The 14,276-nt window shown below is 31.9% G+C and carries 10 protein-coding genes; 1 reads left to right on the forward strand and 9 read right to left on the reverse strand.

What is annotated here, in order from left to right; all coding sequences use genetic code 11:
• From QM536_03370 to QM536_03410, 9 genes are all read right to left on the reverse strand, one after another.
• Positions 1-202, reverse strand: a 202-nt coding sequence (locus QM536_03370) for an N-acetyltransferase (protein MDI9356050.1), incomplete at its 3' end; no start/stop codon positions are given.
• Positions 203-349: 147 nt separating this feature from the next.
• Complete coding sequence (locus QM536_03375; protein ID MDI9356051.1) at positions 350-2,437, reverse strand: hypothetical protein; 2,088 nt, start codon at positions 2,435-2,437, stop codon at positions 350-352.
• Between the two features lie 327 nt (positions 2,438-2,764).
• On the reverse strand, positions 2,765-4,048 hold the full coding sequence (serS, locus tag QM536_03380; protein ID MDI9356052.1) for a serine--tRNA ligase: 1,284 nt from the start codon (positions 4,046-4,048) through the stop codon (positions 2,765-2,767).
• 10 nt (positions 4,049-4,058) lie between these two features.
• Positions 4,059-4,607 carry a hypothetical protein gene (locus tag QM536_03385; GenBank protein MDI9356053.1) on the reverse strand — a complete coding sequence of 183 codons (549 nt, stop codon included), beginning with the start codon at positions 4,605-4,607 and terminating at the stop codon, positions 4,059-4,061.
• 31 nt (positions 4,608-4,638) lie between these two features.
• Complete coding sequence (locus QM536_03390) at positions 4,639-8,325, reverse strand: FG-GAP-like repeat-containing protein (GenBank protein MDI9356054.1); 3,687 nt, start codon at positions 8,323-8,325, stop codon at positions 4,639-4,641.
• Between the two features lie 9 nt (positions 8,326-8,334).
• Positions 8,335-10,119: a PorP/SprF family type IX secretion system membrane protein gene (locus QM536_03395; protein MDI9356055.1), complete on the reverse strand. Its 1,785-nt coding sequence runs from the start codon at positions 10,117-10,119 to the stop codon at positions 8,335-8,337.
• A gap of 273 nt (positions 10,120-10,392) precedes the next feature.
• A complete protein-coding gene (locus QM536_03400; protein MDI9356056.1) occupies positions 10,393-11,547 on the reverse strand; it encodes an aminotransferase class V-fold PLP-dependent enzyme in 1,155 nt (384 codons plus the stop codon).
• 21 nt (positions 11,548-11,568) lie between these two features.
• Positions 11,569-12,300 carry an ABC transporter permease gene (locus QM536_03405; GenBank protein MDI9356057.1) on the reverse strand — a complete coding sequence of 244 codons (732 nt, stop codon included), beginning with the start codon at positions 12,298-12,300 and terminating at the stop codon, positions 11,569-11,571.
• A gap of 33 nt (positions 12,301-12,333) precedes the next feature.
• Positions 12,334-13,395, reverse strand: coding sequence for a hypothetical protein (locus QM536_03410; GenBank protein ID MDI9356058.1), 1,062 nt, complete (start codon positions 13,393-13,395; stop codon positions 12,334-12,336).
• Between the two features lie 259 nt (positions 13,396-13,654).
• Here QM536_03410 and QM536_03415 point away from each other — a divergent pair, with 259 nt between their 5' ends.
• Positions 13,655-14,266 carry a fumarylacetoacetate hydrolase family protein gene (locus QM536_03415; protein MDI9356059.1) on the forward strand — a complete coding sequence of 204 codons (612 nt, stop codon included), beginning with the start codon at positions 13,655-13,657 and terminating at the stop codon, positions 14,264-14,266.
• Positions 14,267-14,276: the final 10 nt, after the last annotated feature.

Raw genomic sequence — 14,276 nt, forward strand, 5'->3', positions numbered from 1 at the left:
TAATTTTAAAAGCCCCTTTACTTTTTATTGCACCTTCAAAAAAAATTTTGAATACCTCTTTTTTCCAACGGTCTTTATTTGGATGCTGTTCCCATATTTTAGGGTCAGATGCTATTTCATACAATTCATCAAAATCCTTTTCTATTAAAGGATAAAGAATTTGTTTGTCGTTTTGCAATATAGATTGTATATTAAAATTCATTTCATTTTTCTTTGTTACTAACTCATAAATAAAGGAGTATTTTCAATGTTTTTTTCACACTCGTATGACTATATTTTTTTAAAACCAGTATGGATTATAATACAAATAGAAATGGTATTATATGCTTTCTTTTTGGTGTTTTTCTATTTAATATCCACCTAAATACTTTCTTGTAAACCATTCTATGCTCAATAAAGCGAGTGCTATGAGCAGTATCCATTCCCAATCTATGAGGGGCTTCAGTTCTTCTTGAGAAAATATATGGGGAGTAGATTTTATTTGTTCCAAATCTTTTTGTATTTGGGTAAATTGAGAAGGGTAGTAGAATTTTCCTCCTGTATTGTGTGCTATATTTTTTAATACTTGAAAATCAGCGGTGAGAGAGTTGGATTCTTTTTGATATGTTTTTATGACAAATTTTCCTTTTTCGGTAAGTGTTTTTCCATTTATTTCTGTTTGAGCAGTAAAAAAATAAATTCCTTCGGGCAATGGTTTCAAAACAAACTGTGTTTGCGATGGAGAGGTAGTAAAAGAATATTTTTTTTCTTTTTCTCCTTGTTTTTTTATTTTTATAAGGATTTCTTTGTCATAAATAGGTTCATAAAGAGAGTTATAAACCTCTGTTTGTAAGGTGATAATTTCATTATCGGACATTTCATTTTTTAATGGGTACACTCTCAGTGGGCGTTTGTCTTCTTTGGTGCTGATATATTGGATTGTCTTGAGAATGAGTTCGTCAAAAGCTTCTGCATTTTGGGTTTGTGCCAGTTCTTGTATTCTCCACATCCAAAGATTTTCTCCCAGAAAAATACATTGCTTGGGAATCCTGTCCTCAGAGAAGAGCCATAATGGTTTATTATTAGTAATGCTTCCTATTTTTTGAGACAAAAGGGTGTTATATTTTTCTTCCATAATTATATCAATATATGGAACGGCAATGGGGATAAAATAGGTGTGAATTTTTTCTCTTACCGTGTTATTGAGGAGAAAAGGAGCAAAATTTTCATTCAAATGAGGGGAAATATAATCTATATCGTTGCGGATTTTTTTTATTTTTATGATAGAACCCGCTGTATGAAACTCTTCCCAAAGGGTATTGCTTCCTAATATATACCAAAGGGGTAGTTTTTGTTTTTTTGCAAATTCAAGGAGAGTATATAATTTTTTTTGATTTTCAAAAGGGTTGTGAAGAATCATAATATCAAAGAGACCATCGGGAGGAGTGTTGTGGATAGTGGGAATATAAGTGGTTATTTCGTAGTTTTCATTTTTTTCTATTGCAGATTTTATTGCTTTTATATCGGGATGGGGTGAGGAAGCGGCAATAAGTATCTTTTGTTTTTTATCTAATACATCAATATATATTTTAGAAGTATTATTGGTGGTAGATACTTCCCCGAGTAGAGGTTTTATGAAAATGGTATATTCTTGTAATCCGCTCTCTTGGGCAGGGAGGTTCATTTCTATCACAGAGAATTTTTTATGAGGGACAAATAAAACGGTTTGTGTCTTTATTTCTTTGCCGTCGTGAAAGATCTGCACCACAGAACTTCCTTCCATTTCTTGATTGAGTATTTCTATTTTCAGGGGAAAGAGATTATTTTTATAAACTATTTTATTAGAAAGGACTTGAGAAAGGGTAACATCTTTTTTAGGAATAGTATCGCCTACCCCTACGGTATATATTTTGGAAGGAAAGGGTATATATTCGGGAGATGCACCTGCATTATAGATTCCATCGGATGCAAATAGTATGCCTTCTATGTGGTGGTTTTCAAATTCTGTGTTCCATTCACTCATGAGGGTAGAATAATCCGTTATAGTGTGGGTATAAGCAACGGGGTGAAAGTTTTCTATGTTTTTATTTTGGAGGGTTCTTTTCAAAACTTGAAATCCTTTTTTTTCCATAAAAAGAGAAATATCGTTGAGTTCTTTTTCTAACAGATGGGTTTTCACACTATCCGTTGCTAAAGGAATAGATAAACTATTATCTAAAACGAATAAGAAATAAGGTTTTTCTATGGTATTATGAATTTTTTTGAAAAGAGGATTACATAAAAGAAGAGCAAGTAAAAAGACGACTGAAAACCGCAGACCAAATAAAATTTTATTGAGAAGTGGAGACCATCGTTTCTCTTTTCTATAGAGTAAAAAAGCATATAAAAATGATACTACAAGAGAGAGGATAATTTCCTCTGCAAAATGGTCAAATACAATAGATTCTTTGTCTAACATTGCAGCTATAGTTAAGATTAAAAGGATATTTTTGGGTATTATAAAAAAAATAAAAGTGGTCCTGTCCTCATTTTTGTAAGATAAGTCATTTTTTTATTTTTTTGATGTTTTTTGTATTAATAGTGTATTCGTATATAAAAAAATAAAGGTAGGAAAGATTCCTACCTCTATAAAAGTTTGAGAAAATGAACTTTTGTTTGCAAAAATGCTTTGCGGTTTATCTTAGCAATTATATCTGCTTCTTTTTTTTATATGGTTCTTGCACCAGTTCTATAGTATGAATATAATGTATATAATTTTCATTATACATTTCGTCCTTAATGTTCTTTATTTTACAGTGTATTCTATTATATTTTTTTTGATATATGGAATTATAGGTTTTGGGATAAGGATTCCTTTTGGGGTTTGGTTATTTTCATAAATTGCTGCCATTATACGCGGTAGTGCTAATGCGCTTCCATTGAGAGTATGCAGGAGTTGGTTTTTTTTATCAGTTTTATATCGTAGTTTGAGTCGGTTTGCTTGAAATGTTTCAAAGTTAGAGACGGAGCTTACCTCTAACCACTTTTGTTGAGCGGCAGAGTATACTTCAAAGTCGTATGTAAGAGCGGAGGTAAATCCCATATCTCCTGCGCAAAGGCGAAGAATTCGGTAGGGGAGTTCTAAATTTTTTAGAAGCATTTCCACGTGTGCTTTCATTTCTTCAAGGGCTTTGTAAGAATTATCGGGTTTGGTTATTTGCACTATTTCTACTTTATCAAATTGATGGAGGCGATTTAGTCCTCTCACATGCGCTCCCCAGGAACCTGCTTCTCTTCTAAAACAAGGAGTATAGCCGACATTTTTTATGGGCAGATTTTTTTCTTCCACAATTACATCCCGGTATAAGTTCGTAATAGGAACTTCGGCAGTAGGTATAAGATAGAGGGCGTCTTCGGTTACATAATACATTTGATCTTCTTTATCGGGTAATTGTCCGGTTCCAAATCCTGATTCTGCATTGATGAGAATAGGGGGCTGTATTTCGTTATAACCTGCTTGTATAGCCATATCTAAAAAATAATTTATGAGAGCTCGCACGAGGCGGGCACCGTCATTTTTATAAACTGGGAATCCGGATCCTGTTATTTTTGTTCCTAGTTCAAAGTCTATGAGGTCGTATTCTTTGATTATTTCCCAATGGGGTTTGGCATTTTTTTCCAAAATGGGTAGTTCTTGTGTTTGAAAGATAATCTCATTCTCTTCGGCGGATTTGCCATTTGGGACTGTTTTATGAGGGATATTAGGGATTTCATACAAAGATTCGTTCAGTTTTTTTTCTATCCCTATAAGTTCTTCTGATATTTTTTTGGTTTTGTTTTTTATTTCGTTGTTTTCTTCTTTTAATTTTTGTATTTGGGAAGTATTCTTTGATTGCATCAAAAGGGCTATTGCTTTAGAATGTTCATTATTCTCTTGGAGTAATGTATCTAACTCTTTTTTCAATCGTTTTTTTTCATTGTCGAGTGTTAAGATAGCATCTATTTTTTTTTCGGCGTCAGCGAAATTTCTTTTTTGTAAGCCTGTAATAATGTGTTCTTTTTTTTCTCTTATATCTGTCAGTTGGAGCATTTTTAATAATTCATAATAAGTTATTTTCTTTTTTTTCTATCAATTTTTCTATTTTCATATCTGTAAAAAAAGCTTCTACATACTGTTCATCTTTGACTCGTATGTTTATTCTTCTTTTTCCATTTATTTGTGAGTGAATGGTTCCGTTTGGTGTCTGTACTGTTTGAAAATTGCTTCCGTATTTCTTTTTATATATATCTAATATTTTAATGATAAGTTTGTCTGCGTAGTATTGTGTATTCCAAGGAGCCCATGGTGTGTACATATAAGTCACTTTCATTTTATAGATTCTATCTTCATAAAAATCGGGGTAAAACCACATCATTACTTCGGGTTGGATTTCTGTCATTGTATATTCTATTTCCATATTTCTTGGTCCGTGGGTAAATATCTTTTCTCTGTTTTTTTCAGCACAGTAGTTATAAAAATCTTGTTTACGCATACCGAATGTAAAGTCAAAAAAGATAGTGTCGTTTTTTGAGTATGTTTGTGTTTTCGTATTACGTTCACAACTGATACTTCCCCATGAAATGAGGATTAAAAAAAGTATGTTTTTCATTTTCTGTTTAGAATGATTATGTATTGTATTATTAGCGGTATATAAGCACAGTGCCTGTTATATTTTCTGTATTTAATGTTCTGTCACTCTGCACACAATCAAAAATATAGTAGTATACTCCTTGGTCTAATGGTGTTCCGTTTCCATTCAGAGTTCCATCCCAATCGTTTTTATATCCTTGTTTTTGATATACAATTTTTCCTCTTCTATCAAAAATAATAAGGGTGCATGTTTGATTAAATTCTACATTATCCAAAATCCATAGGTCATCAAATCCGTCTCCATTGGGAGAAAAAGAGGAGTGAAAATATTTAGGAGAGGGGTCATTGTTGGTAAGATGTCCTGGTCTTGGTTCTTTATAAGGAATTATTTTTATACTTTTAGTAGCTTCTTGTTGGCATCCGTAGAGTGCATCGAATGCGTTTACTGTTATAGATTTTATGAGTGTATCGGTATTTAAAAAATCATAAGATTGGTAAGAAGCTTTGTATCTTATTTGATGTATTGGATCTGTTTTTATTTGAAATAATTTTAATTGTGCTGAATCTTTCCATTGTATAGGATATGTTTTATTTATATTTTCGATTGTTATTACGACGGTATCATATTCGTTTACTATATTTTTTGAAAGAATGATTTGAGGAGTATTTTTTGGATATTCTCGGATTTTAATAGGAGTAATAGATTGGCATTGTGCTACGTCTGTTGTTAGGATTTTATATAATCCTGAGTCGGATACGGATAATGTTTTTTTATAGCTAATAATTTGTGTGGTATCATTGTCTTTTATCCAAATAAAGTTTTGGTATTCTTTAGTGATGCCATTTAGTTGTTCTTCTATTGTTAGAGCAGTATCTAATTCTATTATTTCGGTAGTTTCTCTACATTTTATACCTATTATTGCATTATTTTCTATATCTGATATATCTTTTATTCTTTGCGTAAATTTTATTTTATTTACAACTGGTTCGGTTATTATCCGAGTAGTTTGTGTTTCAGAGTAACAATCTTTTACTTCGTTGTATCCTACTTCTACTTTAATATTTTTTTGTTGTACATCTCTGTATGTGTATTCAAGATTTGGAGTTATAATACTTGTATCCAAAAATTCATATTCTGGGTACCATTTGTAACTGAGGGTAAGTTTTTGAGTTTGTATACCTGAGGTATCTATGCTTTCAGGGGATACAGAAAATATTAAGGGGAGGTCTTTACATATTTTTGTATTTGTAGAATCGGGTAATAATTCCTCATCTTTTAGTTGTATGTGAATATTTGATGGGAGTAAAACAGGTTTATTCCGAAATATTATACTTCGAGAAGGGGATATATAACTACAATTGCGAGTAGACGCAGTAGATGTTTCGGATAGTTTTAGATAATATACTCCATTTTCTGTTACGGGGAGTGTATTTCCTCCATTAGAATCCACAAATATATCTTGCCCTTCTTCTTCGTTATCCTTATACCATTCATACTTATATCCTGGGTAATAAGGAGCTCTAATAGTGTCTGTATTTCCTGCACAAGCATTAGAATTTCCAATATTGGGACTAATTTTGGGAAAAGATATGAGAGATGTTTTTATTTCTAATACAGGACTTTGGCATCCATCTGTATTTATATAACTAAAGTAATATGTTCCTGCTTTATTTATGTTAAAGGGCTGTATAACAAATACTTTTTGTGATATGGTAGATGCTTGTTGATTTTCTTCGGGTAATAAACCATCGTATGTTGCGGGAGTTGTCCATAAGTAATCTTTTATCGTTGAAGTAAAATTTGTTTGGGTTGGATCTTGAACCTTAATAACGAGTATCAATTGTTCGCCATCGCACTCACGTAAATTTTCTGGGGAAGTAGTTAATGTAGGAGCAGGAACAGATGTCGCATCTTTTACATTTACGATAACGTTATTGGAAGAATCTACGCATCTATTAGTAGATACAATTACTTTTACGAGAAAAGTTTTTGCTGTATTTGATGGTATAATAAATGTAGATGATGTGTCTCTAGGGTTAAGGGTTCTTGTGTTATTTGTATTTGTAATAACCCATTGGTATCTGTGTCCAATACTTGGAGTAGCATTTAATTCTACTGTAGACCCTTTACATATAGTTATAGTATCTATTCCATTTGCTTTTGGATGTAATATCTTGGGTTTCAGACAATTATAGTTTGGAATAGTTATAACACTATTACTATCCAGCCCTGTAGCTATTATATCGGGTTTCCCATCTCTATTGACATCTCCTATTTTTATATTTTTTGTATGTTGCCCTATATTTTCTAATTCTAATACAGAAAAATCAGTTGAAGCAATTTCATTTGATGTGTAATTATTGATAATGATGCTGAGTGATTTATTGCTACCAATATAACCCGAAGTGATTATATCTAATTTTTTATCCCCGTTTATATCTCCTAAATCTAATCCCCATGGATTACTTGGAATAGGTACCTTAATAGTAGAAAAAGTGAGATTCCTTCTATTTTTCAATATATTGATATTCTTAGAGACGGAAGTAACAGAGTTCTCTGTAAATATGATGTCATTATAGTTATCATTATCTATATCTCCTACTATCAGATTCGTTACGTTACTGGTAGGTATAGTAATTTTATTTTGTGTATTAAATTTTATATTTCCGGGGGAGCTTTCATTCAGTATTATATGTACATCGTTACTATTTTTGGTAGAGAAGACGATATCCGGAAATAGATCATTATTCATGTCTTTTATTTCTAAAGAATATAAAGGTTCTTCATCTGTTTCTATACTTATAGGGGGAAGAAAAGAATATGTATAAATATTACTTTGGTTTTTAAATATTACTATAAATGTTTCAGGTATAATGGTAGCGATAACATCGGGTTTTCCATCTTTATCTATATCTTCTACAGCAATTTTTTGAGATGTTTTTCCGTCTTTGGTTCTTGCTAATGGGATAGATATAGTTTCAATAATGGGTATAGGATTTAATTGTATAGTACCTCCGACTGATTCATTTCTAATAATTCTAATATAACGTCCTGGGGTAGGTTGTGCAGGTATACTGATGACCAATTCTGGTTTTGTATCTCCATTTATATCTTTACAAATGATATGGTCAGTGCTATAGACAATATCTATTTGTTGAAAAAGAGAAAAAGAAGTATGCTCAGCACCGTTAGATTCATTTTTGAATATATCTATAGTTCTATTATTATGCGTCACAGCAATATCTTCTTTCCCATCATTATTAAAATCACATAAGCAGAAATCTTCTATTTTTTTTTCTGGTGGGATATTTAATAAGAATTTTTTTTTATTGTTTGGACTTATTTTTTCCATTTGGAAAGGACTACCACTATAGCTGGGAAAAAATATTTCCGAACTTTCTCCTATAAGATTATTTCTACCATTATATACTGTGATATTTCCATGTGTGGCGTTGCCAGGAACTTTCACACGAATAAGGTTTTCAGAAGTAGAAATAACCTCTGCTACTGCATCACGAAAAGTCACCTTTGCATGCTTAGTAGAATCAGGAAAGTTTAATCCTATCAAAGAAATTATTGTTCCCGGGGCAGAATGAGATTCGCTGATTTTATTAATAATAGGGGCTTTTTGTGTACCCTGTGCTTCTACAAGAGGAGTAGCAAGTATCGTTGTGAGAGAAAAAAACAGAATATTCTTTATCTGTAGTTGCATAAAAGGTTTTATTTTATTTTTCATAGTTTAAAATCATTGAACGGATAGAATAATAAGTTTTTTAAAGTATTTGTTTTTACTATATTTTTGTTTTTCTTGCATTACTTCTTCTTTATTATTTGATTCGAAAAGAAAAGTATGATATACGTTGGCTTGCCTATCAAATCCTATCTCTGGTAGAAAACCCATGTTAGATAACACGTCGGCATACTTCTGTGCTTCATTAAATGTTTTAGAAGATCCTACGACTAAGTAATTTCCCTCTTCCATGGTTAATAAATTATTCTCGGGATTAGCATTTGCAGGTTCTTCGTTTTGTTTTACAGCATTTTCGGAAGAATTACCTACAGAAAGAACCCATGCTTTTCTAAAATTGGGCTTCCTTTGAAGTATTTTCATTTCGTTGGTTGCATCTGAAAGATTTTGAGAAACAAACATATACACATAATAGAGGTTCTTTGCAGGAATATGCCCGATATCCGGTAAAAAACCTTGGTTTGATAAAGTATTCTCAAATCCTTGAGCAGCATTAAAAGAGGAAAAAGATCCTACTATTACATAATGGCCAGGATCCATATCTAGTATGTTTCCATTTCTTTCTGTTTCTTGAGGAACTATTTTTGGTAGATTAGGTTTTGTTATGGCAATTGGTTTTGTGATTACAACAGGAGTGGTATCTTCAGGAACAGTGGGAGTAGTGGTTTTTACAGTAAGAATGGGTTTGGGAACGGTTGAGGTAGTAGTGGAAATCTTTTTGATAGGTGGTTTTGGGACAGTAGCAACCGTTGTTTTTATTGGTTTCACACGAGTAACAGCTACGTTTTCAGAAAGAGTATCTGAATCATGTTTACTCTGTCCTATAAATCCCTTGCTATCACGTTTTCTGCTTCCTATATGTATCCCAATATGTATCTCATGGCTCCCACCGGTTTTTAATTCAGACGAAGGAAAATCATAAGCATATCCAATAGCATATCTATGGGCAAATTTTATTCCCGCTAATAACACAAATCCAGCGTTTTGTCTATAAGAAGCGCCCACCCAGACTAAATGTTTTATATGAAAGATATTGGTAATTTCGTATTGGTTTGCCGCAAAATTCGACTTACTAAATCTATACAGGGCGTGTGGCTCCCAAACCAATATATCCCTCACTAATATTTGCCTGTAGTTTGCCTTGAGTAATATATTATCTAAAGAATGGAACTTTACTTTCTCAAAAGTTTGAGTATTTATATTATCATGGTTGATAATATTCGGAATAGAAACTCCTATATTAAAATTATTGATGTGATAATTGATGCCAAAGGAGCCCAGCATATAAAAATTATTATATAAAGGAACAAGATTCGCCGCTCGAGGGTCTCTTGTGTTTAATGCTTTTTCGTCAATATACGATGTGCCCACCCCTAAGGAAAGCCCAACTCGGATATAATGTCGAAAACTATTGAGAATTATCAAATAAGAACCTGCTACTTTCAAATAATTATCAGTAAGAGGTCCTTGAATGTCAGTAGCCACCTCTCCGCCGATGCTCAGTGGGGTATGCCCAACGGGAGAGTGAGCAATAAAATGAGCATAGTAAGGAGCGCCATTAAACCCCACCCACTGCTGTCTATATGTTAGATAAGCGGCGAGATGACCTTCAACTCCCGCATAAGCCGGATTATAAAGGTAAGGATTTATAAAATATTGACTAAAAACAGGTGGCTGCTGTGCAAAACCTTTTGATAATAAAAACAACCAAAACAAGAGGAATATAAGATATTTTTTCATTCGCTTTTGAGTAAATGGAGTGGATGGTATTTTTTTTGGCATAACCTAATAAGTGGGTATAGTTTATAATATTGACAAAAATATATCTTTTCTATGTAAAATAACAAAGGTATGCTTTTTTTTATATTTTTTTGGATACAATTAATATAATTTACTCACAAACAAATAAGATATTATTCACAATAGACCTCTTTCATAATTGGTAATAGTATAGAGCATCTACGGGGCTTAATTTCAAACCATATTGAATACAATAAAAAAAGGTAAACTGATCAGTGGGGTATCTATTATGACACAATCGGTTTTAGAACTCTTTTAAAGCGATTCTAATTCTTTGAGTACTTTTACTAATGCAAAAATATCTTCTTCGGTGTTATAGACATTTCCTGATATTCGGAGAGAATTACCTCTGATAGAGGTGTATACTTTATGTGTTTCTAATTGTTTCATAAGATTTTGCATATCTACATTGGGGGGAAGGGAAATACCTATAAGATGCTTGCTTCTAAATGCAGGTTCTTCAATAGAAAAATTGCTTTTTTCTAAAAAGGTGAGAAGAGGTTGAAAAAGCGTGTTACAATAAGCTTCCATATTTTCTACACCCCATTCTATTATTTGCTTTAATGCTTCGTCAAGCATGGGTAAAAGGATAAAGTTACTATATTCACCTACACTATAGCGTGCTGCACCTGACTTATACTCATCTGTATACTGGGTAAGTTTTGAAAAATACGCTGCATTGGTTCTGTTAAGCCATGATTCTTCAATGGGGGTTCCTTGATTGAAAGCATGAGAATAGAATGCAAAACCAATAGAATAAGGACCGAATAACCATTTATAAGCTGGGCAAATGAGTGCGTCTATATTTGCTTTTCGGACATCAATGGGGCTAATTCCTACAGATTGAGTTCCATCTACGATAAAAAAAGCATCGCATGATTTACATTTTGCTCCAATATCTTCTAAAGAAAACTTTGTTCCGTCTGCCCAGTGGACAGAAGACATGACCACAAGAGCGGTTTGTACATTAATATTTTCTAAAATTCGAGTATTCCATTCGTTTCCTTTTTTCATAGTATGAGGAGTATATTCTATTACACGTAAGGTCTTATAATATTTTTGACACCATTTTTTAATAGTATTATAGGCACTTGGGAATTCGTCTTTTATGATGATAACTTCTGTTTTTGTGGTAATAGGAACATTATTTATAGCATTCGAAAGTCCATATGAAGCCGATGGGATAATTGCTATATTATTCGTATGAGCATTTATGAGTGTTGCGGCTTTTTTTTTAACAGATTCTGCTGTTTCAAAAAAATCTTTTGGGGCTATATCTACGGGGTTTCTTTTCTTAATGAGTCCTTTTATTCCTGCATCTTCTACGGAACGTAGCAATGGAGACATATATGCACAGTTTAAGTAGTGAATATCTTCAGGTAATTGGAAGAGATGTTTTTGATGGTTCATTTTTTGTATCATTTTATTTTTTTATGTAAGAAGTAGTTTTGCTAATACGAAATCGGTTATGAGAATAGCGATGCAACTATTTGTAACGGCACTGGTGCTTGCCCTACCTACTTCTAATGCTCCGCCTTTGGTATTAAATCCTATAAAAGCAGAGATAGAAGTTATGAAAAAACCAAAAAAAAATGATTTGATGAGAGGAAAAAATACTTCAAAATTTCTAAATTCGTATTGTAATCCATACACAAAATCATATCCTGTAATAAGATTGGTCAGAGTCCCTGAAACACTCCCTCCCAAAAAGGTTAAAAATATTGCTATAATAACTAATAGTGGATAGGTAAATACACTTGCTATAATTTTTGGAAGCACTAAATAAGAAATAGAATTTATACCCATAACTTCTAAAGCATCTATTTGTTCTGTCACCCGCATAGTACCTAATTCGCCAGCTATATTAGACGCTATTTTCCCCGCAAATATGACTCCTGTAAAAGTAGAAGCCAACTCTGTTAATGTCATACTTCGTAATACATTTGATATGATATAACGTGGCACAAAAGGACTCACCAAGTTATAAGCAATTTGTATAGTGGTAACCGCTCCTATAAAAAAAGAAACTATGGATACTAAAAAAATAGTATTATACCCTATTAGTATACATTCATCTCTTGTTCTGGTCACATATATCTTAAACTTTTCTCTTCTTACAAACAACTGCCCCAAAAACAACATATATTCACCTATTACCTTCATCTGTATGTCTCTGAAATATTTTTGAGTTTTATTTTATATGTTCTTTTTTTTCGTTACAATTTTCAAGGAATAGCCAATATAAGGGATAGGATATTCTAAAAAAGATGTTTCCATTCCTACTACCTTTACGCCAAAGTCAAAAGCATGATTTTTTTTCCCATATCTGGCACCTAATGAAAATGTATTAAAACTACCAAGAGTGGTAAGAGAAGAAAAGGCATTTTCTGCTATAATAGAAGTATTGGGTGTTATAGATAATGATCCCGATAGGGAAACAAAAGGGTATTCATACATTCTAAACCCGGAATAAGTTCTGTACTCCGTATTCGCTCCTATGGATACAGATATATTTGAACGTTCATTTCCATAAGTAATTGTTCCATACCCAATCAGAGAAAAACTATTGATGATAAAAGGAGTATAAAATCCCCATACTCCTCCTCCTACGTAGAGATTTTTTGCTATTGGAAAACTAAATTGAGGGTTTATATACAAAAAACCATATCCAAAAATGAAAGGAAGGGGAATAAAAAAAGTTCCTACTCCCATGGAAACATTTTGGTTTATTCTAAAATGGAATGCATTAGCAAAAATAAGATTATTTTGATAATACATTTCTCCTTCTTTGAGCGGAATAAGTGATTTTGCATAACAATAGTAGATATTTTTTTGTTCATTTACCACAAGCTCTTTCGTAAGATTAGAAAGTTTTACAGGTTGGACGCTCATTAATTGAGATATTTTGAGAATCGTTTTACCTTTTAGATTATCTAAAAAAGAAATTTCATCTTTGTCTAGTTTTAGAAAATATCCTTGAAATGTTTTTCCATTATTTGTTTTAAAGATACACATTGCATTGGGGTATACTCGGGTTACTTCTTCTATATTGGAGGGGGAAATTTCTATTTGTTTTATAATCATATCTGAAAAAATCATTTTTTCTTCTGTTTTTTCTAAAAATGTTCCAAAGAGTTCCATTTTATTTTTGAGTACTATAAAGTATACTCCTGAATCTATTCCATTTGCTTGAGAATAACCTTGATAATTGCAGTAAAATACGAGTAATGTAAAAACTATATGTATTTTTTTCTTCATGAGTGTATGAAATGATACTATAAAATAAGTTATTTTCCAAAAATGCATTGTAAAAAAAGGTACAATAACATAAAAAGCATAAAAAAACAATACAAATGTATTTTTAGTGCTTTCTATTGCTTAATTTCTTAACATTTAGAAAATTATTTGTATTTTTTAGATTTTATTTATAATTATACTAAATAATATTCTTTTTTTATATTTTCTCAACTTTATTGACATAATTAAAATTATCTTTTTAATAAACTATAAAAAATCAATGAAAATAATTGCAATAGGAAGAAATTATGCGGAGCATATACAGGAGCTGCAAAATGAAGTGCCCGAAGAACCAATAATCTTTATGAAACCCGAAACATCGGTTATAAAAGATAATAAACCCTTTTATTTACCTGATTTCTCTCAAAACATACACCACGAAATAGAAATTATACTCAGAATCTGCAAAGAAGGAAAAAACATAGAAGAGAAATTTGCACATAAATACTTTGATTCTATAGGATTAGGAGTTGATTTTACAGCAAGGGACTTACAAAATAAACTAAAAGACAAAGGGCTTCCTTGGGAGCTTTCCAAAGCATTTGATGGGTCTGCACCCCTCTCTCTTTTTTTTTCAAAAGAATCTTTTTCTGATATAAAAAATCTTAATTTTTCTCTTTCTATAAATGAACAGGTGGTTCAAAAAGGGAATACATCTATGATGTTACATTCTTTTGAAAAAATTATATCTTTTGCCTCTCGATTTATAACTCTTAAGGTGGGAGATATCATATTTACAGGAACTCCAAAGGGAGTAGGAAAAGTAAAAGCAGGAGACGTATGTAAAGGATACATACAAGAACAATTAGTTTTACATTTTGAAATACAATAACCAATAACAA

This window comes from Chitinophagaceae bacterium, from assembly GCA_030053935.1.
Taxonomy (GTDB): domain Bacteria; phylum Bacteroidota; class Bacteroidia; order Cytophagales; family JASGCU01; genus JASGCU01.